Annotated in this window: 20 protein-coding genes; 3 read left to right on the forward strand and 17 right to left on the reverse strand. The window is 62.0% G+C overall.

Translation table 11 applies throughout. The features are described from left to right. The first annotated feature begins 71 nt into the window (after positions 1–71). A complete protein-coding gene (locus H7C18_RS05835) occupies positions 72–953 on the forward strand; it encodes a TetR family transcriptional regulator (protein WP_185128085.1) in 882 nt (293 codons plus the stop codon). A gap of 346 nt (positions 954–1299) precedes the next feature. Here H7C18_RS05835 and H7C18_RS05840 read toward each other — a convergent pair whose 3' ends face one another. From H7C18_RS05840 to modA, 3 genes are all read right to left on the reverse strand, one after another. Continuing rightward, entirely contained in the window at positions 1300–2247 is a 948-nt protein-coding gene (locus H7C18_RS05840; RefSeq protein WP_185128086.1) for a ribose-phosphate diphosphokinase, read from the reverse strand. 100 nt (positions 2248–2347) lie between these two features. After that, a complete protein-coding gene (gene modB / locus H7C18_RS05845) occupies positions 2348–3007 on the reverse strand; it encodes a molybdate ABC transporter permease subunit (protein ID WP_185128087.1) in 660 nt (219 codons plus the stop codon). Between the two features lie 10 nt (positions 3008–3017). Then, positions 3018–3806, reverse strand: coding sequence for a molybdate ABC transporter substrate-binding protein (gene modA, locus H7C18_RS05850; protein WP_185128088.1), 789 nt, complete (start codon positions 3804–3806; stop codon positions 3018–3020). Positions 3807–3932: 126 nt separating this feature from the next. Between modA and H7C18_RS05855 the strand changes: the two genes are divergently transcribed. Next, positions 3933–4886 (forward strand): helix-turn-helix transcriptional regulator, encoded by a 954-nt coding sequence (locus H7C18_RS05855; protein WP_185128089.1) that lies wholly within the window; start codon positions 3933–3935, stop codon positions 4884–4886. A gap of 36 nt (positions 4887–4922) precedes the next feature. On the opposite strand, the gene H7C18_RS35485 is transcribed toward H7C18_RS05855, so the two are convergent. The 4 genes from H7C18_RS35485 to H7C18_RS34975 all read right to left on the reverse strand — a co-directional run bounded on the left by H7C18_RS35485 (position 4923) and on the right by H7C18_RS34975 (position 6704). After that, the gene (locus H7C18_RS35485; RefSeq protein ID WP_273385868.1) at positions 4923–5054 is read right to left on the reverse strand and encodes a hypothetical protein; all 132 of its coding nucleotides are present in this window, start codon (positions 5052–5054) and stop codon (positions 4923–4925) included. Beyond that, on the reverse strand, positions 5051–5392 hold the full coding sequence (locus H7C18_RS05860) for an ArsR/SmtB family transcription factor (protein ID WP_185128090.1): 342 nt from the start codon (positions 5390–5392) through the stop codon (positions 5051–5053). The genes H7C18_RS35485 and H7C18_RS05860 overlap by 4 nt, the downstream gene beginning before the upstream one ends. A 168-nt stretch (positions 5393–5560) precedes the next feature. Then, on the reverse strand, positions 5561–5944 hold the full coding sequence (locus H7C18_RS05865; RefSeq protein ID WP_185128091.1) for a DUF4183 domain-containing protein: 384 nt from the start codon (positions 5942–5944) through the stop codon (positions 5561–5563). 124 nt (positions 5945–6068) lie between these two features. Next, positions 6069–6704, reverse strand: a complete 636-nt coding sequence (locus H7C18_RS34975) for a DUF4183 domain-containing protein (RefSeq protein ID WP_185128092.1) — start codon at positions 6702–6704, stop codon at positions 6069–6071. A gap of 382 nt (positions 6705–7086) precedes the next feature. Between H7C18_RS34975 and H7C18_RS05875 the strand changes: the two genes are divergently transcribed. Beyond that, positions 7087–7923, forward strand: a complete 837-nt coding sequence (locus tag H7C18_RS05875) for a glucosaminidase domain-containing protein (protein WP_185128093.1) — start codon at positions 7087–7089, stop codon at positions 7921–7923. A gap of 75 nt (positions 7924–7998) precedes the next feature. Here H7C18_RS05875 and H7C18_RS05880 read toward each other — a convergent pair whose 3' ends face one another. From H7C18_RS05880 to H7C18_RS05925, 10 genes are all read right to left on the reverse strand, one after another. Further along, on the reverse strand, positions 7999–9552 hold the full coding sequence (locus H7C18_RS05880; protein WP_185128094.1) for an NAD(P)H-hydrate dehydratase: 1554 nt from the start codon (positions 9550–9552) through the stop codon (positions 7999–8001). Between the two features lie 43 nt (positions 9553–9595). Further along, on the reverse strand, positions 9596–10603 hold the full coding sequence (locus tag H7C18_RS05885) for a substrate-binding domain-containing protein (protein WP_185128095.1): 1008 nt from the start codon (positions 10601–10603) through the stop codon (positions 9596–9598). Positions 10604–10816: 213 nt separating this feature from the next. Beyond that, positions 10817–11632: a DUF2935 domain-containing protein gene (locus tag H7C18_RS05890; protein ID WP_185128096.1), complete on the reverse strand. Its 816-nt coding sequence runs from the start codon at positions 11630–11632 to the stop codon at positions 10817–10819. A 412-nt stretch (positions 11633–12044) separates the two neighbouring features. Beyond that, positions 12045–12953, reverse strand: coding sequence for a BadF/BadG/BcrA/BcrD ATPase family protein (locus H7C18_RS05895; RefSeq protein WP_185128097.1), 909 nt, complete (start codon positions 12951–12953; stop codon positions 12045–12047). Next, positions 12950–14599, reverse strand: coding sequence for a glycoside hydrolase family 3 protein (locus H7C18_RS05900; protein WP_202886944.1), 1650 nt, complete (start codon positions 14597–14599; stop codon positions 12950–12952). The genes H7C18_RS05895 and H7C18_RS05900 overlap by 4 nt, the downstream gene beginning before the upstream one ends. A 28-nt stretch (positions 14600–14627) precedes the next feature. Then, positions 14628–15767, reverse strand: coding sequence for an exo-beta-N-acetylmuramidase NamZ family protein (locus tag H7C18_RS05905; RefSeq protein WP_185128098.1), 1140 nt, complete (start codon positions 15765–15767; stop codon positions 14628–14630). A 12-nt stretch (positions 15768–15779) separates the two neighbouring features. Beyond that, positions 15780–16484 carry a PIG-L deacetylase family protein gene (locus H7C18_RS05910; RefSeq protein ID WP_185128099.1) on the reverse strand — a complete coding sequence of 235 codons (705 nt, stop codon included), beginning with the start codon at positions 16482–16484 and terminating at the stop codon, positions 15780–15782. Position 16485: 1 nt separating this feature from the next. Beyond that, entirely contained in the window at positions 16486–17457 is a 972-nt protein-coding gene (locus H7C18_RS05915) for a GNAT family N-acetyltransferase (RefSeq protein ID WP_185128100.1), read from the reverse strand. 26 nt (positions 17458–17483) lie between these two features. Continuing rightward, entirely contained in the window at positions 17484–18707 is a 1224-nt protein-coding gene (locus tag H7C18_RS05920) for an anhydro-N-acetylmuramic acid kinase (RefSeq protein ID WP_185128101.1), read from the reverse strand. Between the two features lie 444 nt (positions 18708–19151). Further along, complete coding sequence (locus H7C18_RS05925; protein ID WP_185128102.1) at positions 19152–20012, reverse strand: carbohydrate ABC transporter permease; 861 nt, start codon at positions 20010–20012, stop codon at positions 19152–19154. Positions 20013–20021 lie beyond the last annotated feature (9 nt).

Here is a 20021-nt window from a genome sequence, read left to right on the forward strand (position 1 = left end):
ATATTGACTTAACGTCACCTATTTTGTACGATGAGTCATAGATTGTCAAGCATCGGAAAGGAGCGGTCGCGGTGGGTACGACGAAGCAGGAGATTGTCCTCTCGGCCGGCAAGCTGTTCGCGCTGCGCGGCTTTCCGGACGTGTCGATCCAGGACATCGCCGACGATTGCCGGATAGCCAAAGGCTCCGTCTACAAATATTTTCCGTCCAAAGAAGATTTGTTCAACGAAGTGTTCGAGCAGATCTACGACCGGTATTTCGACGAAGCCGAGCGGATCCGGCGGCTGCCGGGGCTGACCGAACGGGAACACTTCGTGAAGCAGCTCGTGTTTCGCTTTCAGTATTTCCTGAATCACCGGCGCATCCTCGTGGAATACCAGGACTTGCCGATTCGTCAGGACGCCAAGTTCATGCCGCTGCGGCTCCGCATCCGCGGCCGGCTGATGAATTGGCATCAAGCGTGCCTTCTGAGCGTCTACGGAGAGCAGTTGAGACCGTATGTGTGGGATCTGGTGTTTCTTTACAAGGCGATGCTGAAAGAATATCTATACTGGCTGGCGCGGGAGCAGGAGCAGCTGTCCATCGAACGAACGGCCGAGTATATTCTGAAGCGGTTGGACGGCCTGTCCGCTCAGCTGATCGCGGAGGCGGAGCAGCCGCTGCTTACCGCCGCTTCGTTCGAGCGTTATCTTCATTGGGGGCGGGAAGGCGAGCCTCCGGATCGGGAGCAATGGATCGGGGCGCTGCTGGACAAGCTGGCGGAGAGCGTGAACGAGGTCGCCGTCGGCGATATCCAGCGGGGTGAATTGCGCGAATTGGCAAGCATCGTTCGCGAAGAAGCGCTCAAGGAGCAGCGGAGCCATCCGCTTCTGCTCGCCCTTCTCTCTTACTTGGAACGCGAGGAGGCGCTGCGAAGCCCGGCGGCGCAGCTTCGCCACGCGTTGATGCTGTAATGCCCCGTTACTTGGGCGCGGCGCGCTGCGGCATCTGCGCTTCGACCGGTCATTTCGATTGGTTTTTCCCGATCATGGCCATCTTCGTCGGGGCTTATTTTTTCCCGTTGGCGCCTCTTTTAAAAGTCAAGGCCCATTACCACCCTGCTCTGTCTGCTTGCGGCAGCCACACTGCTGCTCGCTCCAGCAAGAGGCTCGATCGGAGGGCGCGAGATTGTCGTCCGGTGGTCCGTCATGGGCTTTTGGCCTATTCCTGAACGGCAAAAGAATGCTTCAACCAAAAAGACCTCTATCGAAATAGCTTCCGCTATTACGATAGAGGTCTTTTTTTGCGCGGCTGTCCGGATTATAGTCCCGACTTCGACAGCGTATCGATGGAACCGCCCTGCGTGTTGATCTGGATGGCGTCCGCGATCAGCTTGGCGATCGAGATTACTTTCAGCTTGCCGCCCGGGTGCTCAGGGTGCGCGATCGAATCCGTAACGGCCACCTGCTCGATATGCGGGTGATCCAGCAGCTCCAGCGCACGGTTGGTAAACAGACCGTGACTGGCGACCACGTAGCACGGAAGCGATCCTTCTTCCAGGAGCAAATCCACGGATGGGCGAACGGTTTTGCCGGTATCGATAATGTCTTTGATGATGATCGGCGTTCTGCCTTCCACGTCGCCGACGATCCTCATTCTTCTCCCCGCCGCCCGGTCGGCCGGATCGCCGACCATGATCGCGAAATGCGCGTCCAGCGAATTCGCCAGCTTCTCCGCCACGGTCGCCCGGCCCGGATCGGGCGATACGACGACGGGGCGCTTGAGGCCCAGCCCCTTCAGGTACGAGGTTGCTTTGTTCAACGAAGTCAGGTGATCGACCGGAATATTGAAGAAGCCTTGAATCGCGTCCGCGTGAAGATCGAGCGTGATGATGCGGGAAGCTCCCGCCATGCTGAGCGAATCCGCGATCAGCTTGGCCGAGATCGCTTCGCGCGGAGCTCGCTTCCGCTCCTGCCTCGCATAACCGTAGTAAGGCATGATCACGTTGATCGTCTTCGCGGAAGAACGTTTGGCCGCGTCGATCATGACGAGCAGCTCCATGAAATGATCGTTGATCGGATGCGACAGCGACTGCACGATGAAGATGTCGCAGGTGCGGATCGGCTCCTGGTACGCGACGTACACTTCCCCGCTCTTGAACCGGGACAGCTTCACGGCGCCCATCGGCAGGCCGAGCAGCTCGCATATTTTGGCGGTGAGCTGCGGATTCGAGGATCCCGAGAAAATTTTGACCTTGGAAGAGTTCACATTCATCGACCTCCGTTGCGAATGAATCCATTGTAGACCCCCTCGTCCCCGGAATGCAAGAACGAAGAACGCGCCTCCGGCAATTCAAGGCGCGTTCGATTCACTCTTGGGAGCGTCTGGTGAACAGAAGAAGCAGAAAGGAAAAGAGCACGATGCAGGCGGTCCATGCCCAAGCCATCGAAGATTTGCCCGTGTCCACCGCGACGTAGATGGCGGTCGGAATCGTCTGCGTCCGGCCGGGAATGTTCCCGGCGACCATCAGCGTCGCTCCGAATTCGCCCAGACAGCGGGCGAAGCCGAGAATGAAGGCGGACAGCAGCGCTCGCGAGGCGAGCGGCAGCGTAATATGCCGCAGCACCTGCCAATCGCTCGCCCCCGCGTTGCGCGCCGCGTCCTCCAGATTTCGGTCGACGGAGGCGAACCCGACCTTGAGCGTCTGATAGGCCAGCGGGAAAGCGACGACGGTCGCCGCGACGACCGCCGCCCACCACGTGAACACGATCGGCGCTCCGAACAGCCATTCGATCGCGCGCCCGGCCCAGCTTCTGCGGCCGAGCAGCACGAGCAGCAGGAAGCCGACGACGGTAGGCGGCAGTACAAGAGGCAACAGGAACGCCGTCTCCACGAGCGTCTTCCCGTGGAACGACCGGCGCGACATCCGCCAGGCAATCGCCGTGCCGACGATGACGACGATGACGCTGGACAGCAGGGACACTTGCAGCGACAGCCGAACCGGCGACCAGAATGCCGTCCCGTTCATGTCCGGCCGATCATTCCGGCAGCGAGAAGCCGAACTTGACGAACACGTCCAGCGCGTCTTTGGACTGCAAGTATTCGTAGAAGTCTTCCGCTTCCGCTTCGTGCTTGGTCGCTTTGACGATGCCGATCGGATACGAAGCCTTCGTATAAGAAGCTGGATCCACCGCGAAGGCGACCTTCACCTTGTCCGACGTCAGAGCGTCCGTCTTGTAGACGAACCCTGCGTCGGTGTTGCCGGTCTCCACGTACTGCAAGACTTGGCGCACGTCCTTGGCTTGTACGGTCTTCGACCGGACCTGATCCCACAGACCGGCGGCGGTCAGCGCTTCCTGGGCATAGCTGCCGGCCGGGACGCTCTCGGGGATGCCGATCGCCACCTTTTTCACTTCGTCCTGCGCCAGATCCGCCAGCGCTCCGATGCTGGCCCCTCCGTCCGCCGGGACGACGACGACCAGCTCGTTCTCCAGCAGCTCGGCGTGCTTGCCGTCTTCGATCAGGCCCTTCCCGACCAGCGCATCCATGTTTTTGTCGGCCGCGGAAAGGAACAGGTCCGACGGCGCCCCTTGTTCGATCTGCTGCTCCAGCGTGCCGGAGCCTCCGAAATTGAACGTCAGCTTGACGTTCGGATGGTCGGCCTCGTACGTTTTCTGAATCTCCGTCAGCGCGTCCGTCAAGCTGGCGGCCGCCGAGACGGTCAGTTCCGTCGTCTCCTTCGGATCGGAGGATGACGACGAACCGCCGCAGCCTGCCAGCGCCAGCGTCGCGGCTGCGAGCAGCGCTCCGACTCCAAGCTTCTTCATTCCAACCCCTCCTCCATGTCCTTCATCCCCGTTCCATTTCCTCGTCCCCGTCCGATTCTCTTCCCTTTGTGCTACAATCAAGCTGATCATAACGATCGGCTGCGAATCTAAGCGAGGAGGATGCGAATGTCCGGAGACCTGTCTTACACCACCGAAGAAATCGCCCGGCTGCTCAAAATTTCGAAGTTGACGGTCTACGATCTGATCAAAAAAGGCGAGCTGCCGTCCTATCGGGTCGGCAAGCAGATGCGGGTCGACGCGGTCGATCTGGAAGCGTACAAAAGGCGGATGAAGGGACTCCAGAGCGGCGCCTCCGCGCTCCAAGCCGATTCCCGCGCCGCCCCCGGACTTTCCGCGCCCGCCGGAAGCGGAGTCCGTCAATTGGTCATCACGGGACAGGACATCAGTCTGGACATTCTGGCCAGCCGGATCGAACGGACCTTACCCGGCGTCCGGCCGCTCCGCTCTTACGCCGGCAGTCTCGACGGCCTGATCTCGATGTATCGCGGCGAGTCGGATATCGTCAGCACGCACCTGCTCGACGGCGATACCGGAGAATATAACCTCCCCTACATCCGCAAGCTGCTCATCGGCCTCTCTTACCTCGTCGTCAACCTGCTCTCGCGTCCGGCGGGACTGTACGTGCGCCAGGGCAATCCGCTCGGCCTCTCCGGCTGGAAGGACCTCCGCAGCCCCGGTCTTCGGCTCGTCAACCGCGAGCGCGGCTCGGGCGCCCGCGTCCTGCTCGACGAACAGCTGCGCCTGCTGGGCATCCCGTCCGGCGATTTGAACGGCTACGATACGATAGAGACAAGCCATATCGCGGTCGCCGGCCGGGTCGCCTCCGGCGAAGCGGACGTCGGCGTCGGCACCGGGAAAGCCGCTTCCATCGTCGGGCAAGTCGACTTCGTTCCGCTTGTCTCCGAACGGTACGATCTTGTCCTGCTCAAGAAGCCGGAAAATCGCGGCTGGATCGACTCGCTGCTCGGAATTCTGCGATCCGGCGAGTTCCGGGGCGAGCTGTCCGCCCTGTCCGGGTACGACTTGTCCCAGACCGGAAACGTCTTGTTCGAAGTTTAATTAGATCTAATTATAATTAAACCTTACGAATTATCATTAATATAGCGTGATCCTTGCCTGAATGCAATAGATGCCGGCTTCCGCGAAAGCGGCCATAGAGAAGACGCCCGCGCCGATATCCGGCCGGGCGTCTTTCGTTTTGCGGCGATCGAAGCCGCTTCTTCTCATTTGGGCTTCTTAGGCGTATCGCTCCCGCGATTTTGCAAAGTCTGCAGGTAGTCGTCCAATCGATCGAAGCGTTCTTCCCATAGCCGGCGGAACGAGTCCAGCCATTCGTCCAGCTCCCGGAACGGCTCGGGCCGCAGCTTGTAAATCCGCCGGTTCGCCACCGCTTTCGCTTCCACGATTCCCGCCTCGTTCAGAACGCGGAGGTGCTTGGAAGCTTGCGGCTGTCTCAAATGAAGCCGATCGCCGACTTCTCCGACCGTCAAAGGACCGGTTCGAAGCAGTTCGACGATATGCAGCCGGTTGGGCTCGGCCAGCGCAGTCAACGTTGCCGCATTCATGTCTCGGATTCCTCCTCCTTCCGATGATTTGGAGATTCGTTTTCCCGGTGCGACCGGTCTCTTTCTTTAATATACTCCACTCGGAATATTCTTGTAAGGAATATTTTGAACAAAAGAAAAAGCCCGGCAGGGTCACGGGACCGAACCGAGCGGTTGCGGGACGACGCCTTACGTCGTTACGACGGTCGTGGAGGTCGGCGCGAAGGTGGCCAGTTCCAGGACGACCGGCGTTCCGGTGACAATGGCGCTTCCGCCGGCCGGCACGGCGACGGCCAGCGAGCCCGTTCCGGCCGCTCCAGGCGTATAGGTGCTGATCCCGTCCATCTGCAGCACGCCGTTCACGGAAACCTGGAAGTAGCTGTTCCCCGCTTCAAGTGCCGGCAGCTCCGTAACCGCGGCTCCGGAATCGTCGAAAAACGATCCCGCGTCGATCGTCAAGGTCGCGCCGGCCGCCGTATCCGCCGTCGTCACGTAAAAGTACTTGCTCGAGTCCGGTCCGACCGCGGTCGTCGTCGCGGCCCCGACGAACAGCTTCATCAGTTGCAATGCCATGAATTCCCCCTCCTCTCCGATTGAAAGTCCCTTGGCTTCCCTGTCGGGGGGAGACAGGTCCTATTTATGTTATTCGGCTTCCATTCGGCTGCTCGGGCGAATCCAGTCCGTCAGCCTCCTATTTTCAACCGGCGAGGACGACAAGGTTGACCGATTCCAGCGCGATCGTCGTTCCGGCGGCGATCGACTGCCCCGTCGCGCGAAGAAGCAGGCCTTCCGGTCCGACGGCATAAAGCCCGCCCTGCTGGATCACGCCGTTCACGAACAGATTGAAGTAGCCGGAAGCCGCGGAAACAGGCCATTCTTCCGCTTCCTCCCCCAGATCGTCCACGAATAGATCCGCAGGCAGAACCAATTCCCGGGACAAGGACAATTCGGAAGAGGGAATGAAGAAGAAACGCCGGACGACCGGCCGGACGATCAAGGCCGGCGGCGGATTCGGACCCGGAGGCCCCTGCGGTCCGGGCGGACCCGGAACGCCTCTCTCGCCGTCCCGGCCCGGCGTCCCCTGCGCGCCGGGGCTGCCGGCGGCTCCCGGCATTCCGGGGTCGCCGATCGGTCCCGCCGGGCCGGCGCCGCCGGCAAGCGTGCCGCCGCTCGGAAAGGCGCACTTGGCGCGATGCGGACGACCGATTGGTCGCGCCGCCTGCCGCCGCTTGCGCCGCGCAAGCTTTTTGCTCCTTCCGGCCCTGCAAGGCCGGCAGCGGCGGAGACGGCGCTTCCTTGTACGGACAAGCGCTCTTTTGCGGATAGCCGCCACCTCCAGCACCCCCGGAAAATTTTCGCTTGGATCAATGTATGCTTTCGCCTCGCCGGACGAATGGGACGCAAAACCAGAAAACTTCCTTTTATGGAAAGGGCGCTCCGATCGTCCAAGCCCCGAAATCGGGCCGGACGGACTCCGAAAGACCCGATCAAGCCGCCCCTGGAGGCCGCCTCATTCGCATGTTTTCCCGCTAATATGAAAATATTTTAATGAGAAATCCCCGACTCCTCGACCGAAACGGCGCCGAAATGCTCTTGTTGCGACAAATAAACAAACAAAATGAACAGAGCCTTTGACAAGCTTTGCGATCGCTTCTCAGTACAATCAGGTTAAATCTCCCCACGCCTGGCACAAAAAAAGTACGAGGAGTGATCCCATGCTGAATCGGAAATCCGGTTTGATCGGCTTGTATCTGGCCGCATTCTTTGCGATATTCGTCATCTTCGGCATCTCGCACGCCTCTCACGCTTCGGCTGCCTCGAGTTCATCCGCGCCGGCGAAGCTCAACCCGGCTTCCTATGTCACGACCGCTTATTTCCTCAACGTCCGGGCCGACGCTTCCAACCGATCCAAAATCATCGATGTCGTCTCCAAAGGAACCGTGCTCTCCGTTATCGGCCAATCCGGCAGTTGGCTCCGGCTGGAAGGCGGCGGATACGTGCACGGTTCCTATGCCGACCGGCTCGATCGGCCCGTCAAGCCCCCGTCCGAACGGACCGTCGCCAGCATCGCCCCGGCCGTCCTGTCGGCGGATCCGCCCAAGCCCGCCCGCGCGCTCGTGATTCGCAAGCCCGACTCCAAAGTGCAGACGGCTTCCGGTCTGACGGAAGAAGGAATCAAAGAGATTTTCGCCGGCACCAAGCTGGAAGGCCAAGGATTGGAAAAAGCCGTGCTGGAGGTGGAGGCCGACTACGGCGTCAACGCCTTCTTCACGATCGCGGTCATGAAGCTGGAGAGCGGCAACGGCGGCAGCAAGATCGCCCGCACCCGCAACAATTTGTTCGGTCTGAACTCAAGCAACGGCACCGGTTATCTTCGCTTTGAATCCAAGGAAGAAAGCGTTCGCAGATTCGGTCAGCTCATCTCCAAAAATTACATAGGCAAAGGCTATACGACGATCGAGAAAATCGCCCGGAAATACTGTCCGGCCAACTCCAAATGGTCGTCGCTGGTGAAGAATGTCATGAAAAGCGATTACAAGAGCAGCGCCTGAGCGCCGCCTTCTATGCAGCAGCCGCCTTCCCTTTTACGGGAGGCGGCTGCTTTGACGTTTCGGGCGGCCGCTCCGCTACAGCTCTTCCACGATATCTCCGGCGATCAGCGATGCTGTCCGCCCGCGCGCGGCGGCGGCGCGGTCTCCGGCCGCTCCGTGCCGCCAGACGCCGAGCGCGGCGGCCGGACCTGGCGCCATTCCCTGGGCAAGCAGGCTGCCGATCAGCCCGGCCAGCACGTCTCCCGCGCCGGCCGTCGCCATGCCCGCATTGCCGTTGCCGTTCACGTACGCGTCGCCGGACGGAAACGCCACGACCGTTGCCGCCCCCTTCAGCGCCAGCGTCACGTCATGCCGCTCCGCGAAGCGGCGTGCAAGCCCGATCCGGTCGCGCTGCACTTCGCGCGCGGAGAGTCCCGCGAGCCGCGCCATCTCTCCCGGATGCGGCGTCAGCACGACGCCGCCCGGGCGGCGCGGCCATTCGGCGAAGCCGGAGGCCTCCGCGAGCAGATTCAGCGCATCGGCGTCCAGCACGAGCGGCAAGTCGCCGGGCAGCCGTTCCCATAGCTCGCGGAGCCAGGCCGAGCCGCCCTCCCAGCGGCCGAGGCCGGGGCCGAGCACGAGCGCGTCCTTGCCGGCGGCGAGCCGGATGAGCTCTTCCGGCGGCACCCGGCTCCATTCGCCGCGGCCTTCGTCGGGCAGCGGGGCGAGCATGGCCTCGGGGAAGCGGCCGATGAGCGGCTCCGCAAGCCGGTCGGGAACGGCCCACGTGACGAGGCCGCACCCGCCGCGTAGCGCCGCGCGGGCGCACAGCAGGCCCGCGCCGCTCATCGCCCGGCTTCCGGCCGCGATCAGAACGTGGCCGTACGTGCCCTTATGCGAATCGGCCCGGCGCTCCTGCGCCGGATCGGCTTCCAGCCGGCGGCGCAGCGACTCCTCGTTCAGCGCGAACGTGCGAACGCCCGAGCGTTCCGCCAATTCGCCGACCGGAAGCCCGATGGGCCGAACGACCGTCTCCCCTGCGGCTTCTTTGCCCGGATATTGGGCGTGCCCGCGCTTGGGCAGCGCCAGCGCCACCGTCCGCGCGGCGCGGATGCACGGATCGTGCGTCTCGCCCGTATCGGCGTCCACGCCGCTCGGAATGTCGACGGCTACGATGGGCAACCCGCTGGCGTTCGCCTCGCGGATCAGCGCGGCATAAGCCCCCTTGGGGGCGCCGCGGCTGCCGGTGCCGAGCAGCGCATCGATGACGCCGTCGTAGCGGCTCCAATCAATAGGGGCGCCGCCTTCCGCATAGACGCGCGACGGCAGGCCGAGACCGGCCGCGATGTCGCGCTGCGCCGCCGCCTCGCCCGCGAAGCCGGCCGGATCGGCCGCATAGACGATATCCGCCTCGTCGCCCGCGAGCCGCAGATGGCGGGCCGCCACCGCGCCGTCGGCGCCGTTGTTGCCTTTGCCGGCCAGAATAAGCCATCGCCGCGCGCCCGCCGCTTTCGCGCCGCGAAGAAGCGCCCGGGCTTCTTCGGCGACCGCTCTCCCCGCATTTTCCATCAACACGATGGCCGGGATGCCGATCCGATCGATCGCCTCCCGCTCGATGCTTCTCATTTCCTCCGCCGTCACGAGGAACATTTCGGATTCCCTCCTATTCAGCCGAATGATTCTCAGAACGCTCCTATACGGCCCCGCACGAATCGCGGACGATCAGTCTCGGCTTCAGCAGATGGCTGGCGGGCTCCGGCGTCTCCGTCTCCTTGGCTTCGATGCGGCGGAACAGCCCTTCGGCGGCCAGCTCGCCGATCTCCAGGAACGGCTGACGAACCGTCGTCAGCGATGGATACACCCACTCCGACAGCGTAATGTCGTCGAAGCCGACGAGCGACAGCTGCTTGGGAACGAGAATGCCGTGCTCCTGAACGGCCCGGAGCGCCCCGATCGCCGTCTCGTCGTTCGACGCGACGACCGCGGTGAAGCCGCCGGTCTCGAGCAGGCGCTTCATGGCGAGATAGCCGCCCTGGTTGCTCCAGTCCGACCGGGCGACCCATTCCGGCTTCGCCTCGAGACCCAGCTCGGCCATGGTCTGCCGGTAGCCCTTGAGGCGGTATTTGTTCGCCGCCGCGTGATCCGGCCCTGTAATGTATGCGATTCGGCGATGACCGAGCCCGTGCAGATAGCGGACGATATCGGCGACGCCCGCTGAATTGTCAACGTCTACCGAGAACAGCCCGTCCATCTCTCCGTGGTCGCCGACCAGCGCCACCGGACAATCGGAGTCCAGAAGCTCCTGCAAATCGTCCTTCTCGCGCTTCTGGAAGCTGACGAGAATCATGCCGTCGAGCTGCCCTTCGTACAGAAGGTTCAGGAACGAGATCTCCCGCTCGAAGTTCGAAGTCCAGCTGTAGAAGATGCAGCTGTAGCCTTTCCGGTTCGCGACCTGCTCGATGCCGCGGATAATGCCGGAATAGAAAATGTTCGAGATGTTGTCGACGACGACGCCGATCGTATTCGTCTTGTCCATGACCAGCCGCCGCGCGTTGGCGTTCCGATGGAAGTTCAGCTCCCGGATCGCTTTCTCGAGCGCTTCCTGCGTCGCTTTCTTCACCTTCTGCCCGTTCAAGTATCGCGAAACGGTGCTCTTGGAAGTATTAGCCATTCGGGCTACGTCGTGAATCGTCGGTCCCACAAAATCGCCTTCTTTCACGCGAATTTCCCGTTGATTTTGGGAACGTTACCATTTTAGCATAAATTCCTATCGAACACGGCGGATCGATCCTTATTTTTGCGAAAAGGCGCCGAATTATGACCGAAATATCGGGAACGTTCCCGGTTCGCTCGACGGTTCGATTTATTCCCCGCGAGGGCCCTCGTCCGACCGGGAGCCCTCGCGGCACATCGCCTACTTTTCGACTCGCGCATGTGCGGGATCGCATTTCGGCGGCGATACGGCTCCCGACTGGGCCAGCTTCATCAGGTAATAGCATTCTTCCCGCGCCATATGGTCGGGCATGAGCGGACTGATGATGTCGAGCACCTCCGCGCTCAGCTCCATCTCCAGCAGCTCGTGCAGGAACTGGCGAAACAACGCCATCTCGAGATCGATCTGTCTGTGGAACCGGTTCAAGGCGGGAAAATCCCCCATTCTCGTCCGCATGAAGCCGGCCATCTCCACCGCTTTCACATACAGCTCCCGAAAGTGGCGCTCGAAACTTTCGCTTCGATGAACCAGATCGGCTTCCACCCGGTCCAATCCCGAAGCGATGGATCCGGCATGGCCGTAGGCATCCAGCAGCCATACCAGATCGTGATGCAGCGGATGGTACATCGGAACCGGCTTGCCGGCCGCCAGCGCGGTCAGAATCCGCTCGTACTCTTCCAGCTCGTTGAGCATATGGTTGAAGAACGTCGGCGGTAACGATACGGTCACTTGGCCCGACAGCGAACGGGCAAGCAGGTTCAGCTTGAACTCCTTCAGCGCCTTGGTCTCCCGGTATGCTTCCCGATTGAGGACGTCCAGGTCCGCCTCCGGCGCGGCAGCCCGGGCCTGTTCCAGCAGCTTGTCGAAAGCCGCGATGAAGCGCTTGGCTTGGGCCGTATCGTCCGTCTCCTTGGGCGAAAGCGCATAGAAAATAAACCGCGAGTGGTCGCCCAGAATCTGCAGCCAGAATCGGTGCTCGAACAGCGGCGGCGAAGCGTCTAGGTCCCGCATGCTCATATGGAATCTCCCTTCGTATCGAATCGGCTAGAGAAACTTTATGCCCGATCCGGGAAAGAGATTCTTCATTCAAATGTGCCATGCGATAACGAAACTGTACGTCGTTATTCGGTTAAAACTCGACGGATGATCCGTCTAACGAATCTGAGCGGCCTTATGAGCCAGAAATCGTCGGGAAAACGGCGATTGCCTGCCCCATAAGGTCGTATGGATTCGTTACATTTTGAAAACTAATGATTTTGCTTCAATAACGTCTTTCATATTCGTTAGAGCACCGTATGTTGGAAAAGTGATCACATTCGCGCCCGGCGTCGCAGCGATTGAAGAACTCGCTTGACCCAAGGCTCGAACGACCGCATGGAATCGCCAACCCATTCGAATTCCGCTTCCACACGCCTTCCTGTCGCCGACGCTACATTCGGCTGAGCGCCAACCGGACGGCGCCGTCGGCCGCATCGCGGCGCGCGGGGAACACGGTCATCCGCGGGAATCGCTCCGACAGCAGCTTCCGAAACTTGTCCCGCACGTAATCGTTGCGGAGCAGGACGCTGCCGGCCAGCGCAAGCGGCCCTTCCGCAAGCGACAGCTTCTCCGCGACGGGGACGACCAGCCCGAGCAGCGCGCGGGCGCTCCGCTCCGCAATGGCGAGAGCGGCCGGATCGCCGGCCGCGCAAGCCTCCGACAGCAGCGGGGCCAGCGCCGCGATGTCCTTCTTGTTCCGCGTTTGGTCGTAAACGAAGCCGACGATGTCGCGGACGCCGTCTGCCTGCAACCGCTCGAACGCCAGCCGGGTCAGGACGGTCGGGCCGGAGCGGCCGTCTTCCGCGCGGACGACGGCGGCCAGCAGTTCGCGGCCGATGCTGTAGCCGCTGCCCTCGTCGTCGATCAGGTGGCCGAAGCCGCCGGTCCGGTGCGAGAGTCCGGCTTCAGTCTGCCCGTAGCAGATGGAGCCGGTGCCCGCGATCACAATGATGCCATGCAGACTGTCGACGCCGCCGCACAGTGCGGTGACGTGGTCGCCGGTCAGCAGCAGGCCTCCTTCGTAGCCGGAGCCGCGAACGGCGGCGGTCAGCCGCTCCGCCACCGTCGGATGGCTGATGCCCGCGGCTCCGATGCACGTCTGGATGCAGAGGGACAGCTCGCCGCATGCAACGCCGATCTGATCGAATATATCCTGCAGCGTAAGGCGCACGCTGATCTCGTCCTGTCCGGTGAAGTTAAGGGGCCCGGCTTCAAAGGAAGCGATCGTACGGCCGTCCTCGTTCGCGATCCGAACCGCCGTCTTCGTTCCGCCGCCGTCGATTCCCGCCGCGTACTTCAATTCGCTTCCCTTCCTTCCGTCGGTTCCCGCCGAATCCCATCCATTCTGTCCGCCAACGAACCGATCCCGATCCGCCCCGTCGGCTCCGCCTCGCCTCGAAGAATCGTCGCGAGTGAAGCGAGCGAGAGCGCCGTATACTCGAAGACGGCCAGTTCGCAAGCCGCTCCTTCCAGCGACGCCAGATCGTAAGGCTTGCCGAGTGCGATCGCCGTCACCCGGCAGCCTACCGCGGCCAGCCGATTCGCGAGCCGAATCTGGCCGGGATGGTCCAGACCGTTGAACAGCCCGAGCACGACGTTCGAATACCGGCTCGCAATCTCCAGCGTCCGCCCGATCTCCTCATCGCTCGGATCGATAGCAATCGTCAGATGGGGAGCGGCCAGCGCCTCTCCCAGCGAATCCGCGAACGACGGCGCCGCCTTCACCCGGCTGGATGCCTGGTCCGGCCGATTCGGCAGACAGCCGACGAACAGCGTGTCTCCCGACTCCGGCACGATCCGGGGAAGCTCGCCGCGCACCAGACAGACGCTCTCCAGGCTGATCGCCTGGGCGGCCCGCCGATGGACCGCGCCGCCGACCGCCTCAAGCGCGTCTTCGCTGCCTTTCGCCGGGCCGGTTCCATGCTCCTCGTTCTCGCCGCCGTATTTCCTTTTATAATACAGCACTTTCTCGACCGCTTCATCGATAACCGGCATCGGAAGTTCGCCGTCCCGCACCGCCTTTTCGATCCGTTCCGACGTCTCGGCCACAAGCGCGGGCGTATGGCTGACGAACAGCAGATGAATCCCGGCCTTCAGCGCGCCGAGCGCGCCTTCCGCCGTGCCGTAAAACCGGCGAATCGCATCCATCTCCAGACAGTCGGAAATGACGAGGCCGTTATATTCAAGCTTGCGCTTCAGCAGATCCGTCACGATCGCCCGCGACATCGTGGCCGGCACCTTCTCCGGCTCGAGCGCCGGAAACAGAATGTGAGCGATCGTCACGCACTCCGCCCCTTGGCGGAACGCTTGAACGAACGGCCTCAGTTCCAGCTCCGACAGCTCTTCAAGCGATTTGTGTATCGCCGGCAGACCCAAATGGGAATCGACCGCGGTGTCTCCGTGCCCCGGAAAATGCTTGACGGAAGCGAGCACGCCTCCGTCCATGAGCCCCTGCAGCATCGGCAGGCCGTATTGCTCCACGGTCTCCGCCGTCTCTCCGTAGGATCGGACGTTGATGACCGGGTTGCGCGGATTGTTGTTGATGTCGAGCACCGGAGCCAGGTTGAAGCGGATGCCCAGCGCCCGCAGCTCCCGCGCCGTGATGCGGCCTGCCGCGTAGGCGTTCTCGGGACGGCCCGTGGACGCGATCGCCATCGCTCCGGGAACGTTCGCGGCATCGGCAGGCAGGCGCGTCACCCGGCCGCCCTCCTGGTCGATGGAGATCAGCGCGGGAATGCCGGTCTGCTCCCGGACGAAACGGTGCAGCTCGGCGCATAAGGAGCCAAGCTGCTTTTTATTTTCCACGTTATGGCTGAACAAAATGAGGTTGCCGATCTTGTAGTCGGAGATCAGCCGCCGTAAATCGCCGGTCATGTTCGGCTCCGCAAAGCCGGTCACGATCAGCTGGCCGATCTTCTCCCGGAGCGACAGCTTGCGGATGTCCATCTCTCTTCGTCTCCCATCCCATATTGCCTCAATATAGATGATACGGCCGCTTCGCCTCCGCGAACGCCGCGCTTTCCTCGCGGAACCGTTCCAGCAGCGTCTCGGCCGTCGCGTCGGGATCCCGGTACATCCGGTCGCCGCCCAGCAGGTCGATGAACGGCCGGCCGTTCTCCCGGACCGGCGGCAGGAACGCAAACTCCTCGTAGCGGTCCCTAATCTCGAATAGCAGCGTCACGCCGACGTCCAGCGGGCGCAGCGCCCGGTCGTCCGTCACATGAAGCTGAACGCCGCCGCAATGCTCGCCCCGGAACTTCGAAGTCGTCGGCTGAAAATGCACGGGCCGGAAAACGACGCCGTCCAGCCCTTTGCGGTTCATATCCGCCGCCAGCTCCTCCGCCCGGATAAAAGGCGCGCCGATGACCTCGAACGGGAACGAAGTGCCCCGTCCTTCCGACAGATTCGTCCCTTCGAACAGGCAGGTGCCGACATAGAGCAAAGCCGTCTCGTAGCGCGGTACCCCGAGCGACGGCGGAATCCAGAGCCGTCCCGTCTCCGGGTAGCGCATGCTCCGCTCCCAGCCTTCGCAGCGCACGACGTGCAGCTCGGCGTTCCAGCCCATCCGGTCGTTCGCCATCGCCGCCACTTCCCCGGCCGTCAAGCCGTAGCGCACGCAGAGCGGGTAGTTGCCGACGAACGAGCGATAGTCGTCCTTCAGCACGTTCCCTTCGACGGTGACGCCATCCAGCGGATCGACCCGGTCGAGCACGACGAACGGCTTGCCGGCGCGCGCGCAATCTTCCAGGGCATAAAGCATCGTATAAATAAACGTATAATACCGAACGCCGACATCCTGGATGTCGTAAACGACGATATCGACCTCGTCCAGCATCTCCGGCGTCAGCCGCTTGGAATCCTTGCGATACAAGCTGTGAACCGGAACTCCGGTGATCGGATCCAGATATCGATCGACGTACGCGCCCGCGGCCTGATCTCCCCGCACCCCATGCTCCGGCGAGAACAGCGCGGCCAGATGGAACCGGTCGTTCAAAATCTCGATCGTCGGCGTAAGATCGGAAGCGAGGCCGGTCGGCGACGTAATGAGTCCCAGCCGCTTGCCCTGGAACAGCCCGGCATACCGGTCGATGTTGTCGATGCCGTTCAGAACCATCGGAATCGCCCCCTACAGCTCGGAGCGGAGCACGCGTTTATTCTCTTCGGGGATCATGAACGTCTCGGCGTACGTTTTGCGCGCTTCGATACCGCGCACCCGTGCCAGATGCTTGTAATATTCCAGGTAGGGGAACGACTTGCTGCCCGTCACGAACCAATGCTTGGACACCGCCTCGACCCACAGGTCATACGCTTCCTGCGAGAAATCGACGTACACGTAAGGCCGGTAATCGACCGCATCCTCCCAGTTCTCGGCGTAATAGAGTCGAGAGGCGAAATGGGCCGGCAGGTCGCGTTCGAAGGAAGCCAGTCCCGCATAGAATCGGGCGTCGTTGACGATCCGGTGCGTCGTCATGTGGTCTTTGTGCATGCTGTTTTTGAAATGGGTAATGACGATGTCCGGCTTGACTTCGCGGATGACGTCGCAAACCCGGTAGCGCATCTCCGTGTTGTCCTCCAGCTCCCCGTCCGGAATGTCGAACACGATCGAACGGCCTCCGAGCAGCTCCGCGAACGCCGCCGCTTCCCTGACTTTCTGCTCGCGGTACTCCGCCATGTCCTGCCCGGCGGGAACGCCGCGTTCGCCCGCGGTCAGCGCCAGCGTCACGATCTTGTCGCCCTTCAGGGAGTGATCCGCCAGCACGCCCCCCGCCGTCAGCTCCATATCGCCTACGTGGCCTCCGATGCCCAGAATCGTCAATTGTTTTTCGCTCATGTTACGCCAGCTCCCTTCTCATGATCGCAAATTGCTTAACGGTCCGAAAACCCGCCTTCTCGTAAATCCGCAGCGCCGGATTCTCGCTTCCGGTGTACAGCGACATATAGTCGGCGCCGATGTCCCGGAACGCCTCGCACAGCTTGTAGAACAGCAAGCTGCCAAGCCCGTGCCCCTCGTGCTCCGGGCGAACCCCGAGGCCGGCGAAATAGCCGCGCCCGTTCGGCGAGCGAACGACCGGCCCGGCGAAGCCGACCGGCTCCGCTCCGTGCGCCGCGACGACGACCGGGACCCCGGCGGCGACGCTCTCCGCGATCTCCTTCTTCCACAGCGGATTGCCGAGCGCGTCGAGCATCCCTTCCACGCCGCCATGCTTGAAGGGCTCGAACATTTCGACCCGGTATCCCGCTTCGGCCACTTTCGTTTCCTTGGCCGCCGTTTCCGCCGGCAGCTCGAAGCCGGCCAGGCTCAAATACATGGCGCACTCGATCGCCCGCTGCGCATATCCCCGCGACAGCAGGAATGCGTACAGCGCGCTGCCGACGGGAACGCCCGGCGCGTTGTTGTGCTCGTGTCCGGGCGTATTCGGGATGTACCACGGAAGCATCATCGGGTTGAAAAAAAGAAAATCGGCCTGCCGTTTGCCCAGCTGCCGAAACCTTTCTTCCACCGCGTCCATCAGCATCCCGTAATGTTCGTCGGAACGGCAGGCTTCGTCCAGGACGACGCACGTGACATAGCCCGCAACGTCGCCGAGCGGCAGATCGTCGCCGGCGCAGCCGATCGCAAAGCCGCGAAGGACATTCCCGTCCCTCAGCACGAACGCGTTCGACGGATCGAAATAGCGATTCGACGCGATCAGCTCGCCAAAGCTCTCAGCCGTCCATTCCTTATAGCCGTCCCGAACCGCTTCCCGGTTCCACAAGGCGATGGCCTCATCCGTATCAGACGGGTCCCATGTCCCCAACTTCATGCTGCAAACACCTCCGTCGCCTTCCGTCAGAATGAAATTTTGCCGAGCACGACCGGCCTCTTGGCCCCCGTCGCCGAGGGCAGGTTGTTCGGCCGCCGGGCCATCGTATAATCGGCGAGCAGCGCGAATGCAACGGCTTCCTTGGCGTCGCTGCTGAAGCCGATCTCCTCCTGCGTCCGTACCGTCACGCCAAGCGGCTCCATCTCCCGCTTCAGGAAGCGGAGCAGCGTCTCATTGTAGCTCCCGCCTCCTCCGACAAGCAGTTCCTCCGCCGGATGCCGGTCCCGGATGTACCGGCGATACGCTTCGCCGATCGACCATGCCGTCAGCAGAGTGACCGTCGCGACGGCATCCTCCGGCGCCAGCCCGCGACGGGACGCTTCCTGCACGATGCCCTCCACGTAGGCGGCATCGAACTTCTCGCGTCCCGTCGATTTCGGCGGCGGCTTCCGGTAATAGTCATCCCGCTGAAGCCGCTCCAGCAGCGAGGCATCCACGCTTCCGCTTCCGGCGATCGCTCCGCCCGCGTCCATGCGCAGGCCGGGGTACAGCCTCGCTACCGTGCCGTCGATCAGAACGTTGCCCGGACCGGTGTCGAAGGCGTAAACGTCCTCGGGCGCGCATCCGGCCGGAAGCACCGTCACATTGCCGATGCCGCCGATGTTCTGAAGCAGCCGAGTCCGTTCCTTCTCCCGGTAGAGCAAATATTCCGTGAACGGAACGAGCGGCGCCCCCTGCCCGCCGACGGCCATGTCGGCCGGGCGGAAGTCGGAGACGCACGGGATGCCCGTGCGGGCCGCGATTACCGCGCCTTCGCCGATTTGGACCGTATATCGGAGATCGTACCCATCGATCGGATTCGTCTGAGGCGAGTGATAGATCGTCTGGCCGTGCGAACCGATCGCGGAGATTTGCGAAGCTTCAAGTCCCGCCGCCGCAATCGCGTCCAGCGCCGCCTGCGCATACAGTTCGCCGAGCCAGACGTTCAGCCGCCCGACCCGGTCCACCGTCGCTTGCGAAGGCTCGAACATCGCGAAAATCTCTTCGCGCACGCGCGGCGGAAACGGCGTATTGGCAAAAGCAAGCAGCCGCGCCCGCGGCGTCCCGCCGGCCGGTTCGCCGGCCAACTCGACCACGGCCGCGTCGATCCCGTCGACGGACGTGCCGGACATAAGCCCGACCGCGTAGCGAACTTGCTCCGTCCCCTTTGCAAGACCAACCTTCTCTGTCGCACCGTTCCCCTCTGTCATCCTGCAACAACCATTCCTTTCCGCCCGCTTGCTTCGCTCAACTCGCGTCGGCGACCCGAAGTTAGTCTGATTTCAAAATAATTCCCTCTCCATTCGCATCCTCGACCCGAAATTAATCTGGTATCAAACCAACTCCTTCGCTACTGACGTCGACAACCCGAAGTTAGTCTGATTTCAAACCAATTCCCTCTCCACTCGCGCCGACGACCCGAAGTTAGTCTGATTTCAAACCAATTTCCCTGCCACTTGCGTCAACGAACCGAATTTAGTCGGATATCAGACCAATTCCCTCTCCACTCGCATCCGCGACCCGAAGTTAGTCTGATATCAAACCAATTCCCTACAACTGCCGTCGACAACCCCACCACTCGCGTCAGTGCCCAGTGACAAGCCGCAGTGAATTCGCACCTTACCGGACCAGTCTCAAGCCGCCCCAATCTTCGATCAACCCTTCACCGCGCCGACCGTGACGCCTTCGAGGAAATATTTTTGCAGGCTGAAAAACAGGATGAACATCGGCAGCGCCGACACGGTCGCTCCCGCCATCATCGGCGCGAAGTAGGTCGTGTTGGCGAACCGGAAGTTCTTCAGCCCGACCTGGATCGTCTGCATATCCATCGTGTTCGTCACGAGCAGCGGCCAGAAGAACGTGTTCCAGCTCTCCATGAACGTCAGAATCGCCATGACGGCCATGACCGTCTTCGAGAGCGGCATGACGATCCGGATGAAGATCTGCAGCTGGTTGCAGCCCTCGACCTTGGCGCATTCGAGAATTTCCTTCGGAATGCTCGACATGAACTGCTTGGCGAGGAAGATGTTGTACACCGTCACGAGCGTCGGCATGATGAGCGCCCCGTACGTATTTTGAATATGGAAAATGTTCACGACCAGAATGTAGAGCGGCACTTGCGTGACTTGGTAAGGAATCATCATGGCGCTGAGCAGCAGCGCGAACAGTGCGCCCCGGCCTCTGAACCGGATTCTGGAGAACGCATAGCCCGCCAGGCTGGCGAAAACGACGTTCGACACCATGACGCAGGCGGAGACGATCAGCGAATTCAGCAGCCAGCGGTACGAATACTCGCTGTAATGGAAGAAGAAGCTGTAAGAGGCGAAGGTGAACTTCTGCGGCCAAAGAGAATAGTTGGCCGCTCCCGCTTCGACCGGATCGCCGAACGACGACATGATCATGAAGTAGATCGGGAACAACGTCGCGAGCGCAAACGCGAGGAGGACGGCGACGATGGCCGTGTTGCGAACGTAACGGATCGGCTTGGCGCCGGAATGTTGTTTGTACAAGCCCATGGCCCGAAC

It is taken from the genome of Cohnella zeiphila, from assembly GCF_014212055.1.
In the GTDB taxonomy this organism is placed as follows: Bacteria; Bacillota; Bacilli; order Paenibacillales; family Paenibacillaceae; genus Cohnella; species Cohnella zeiphila.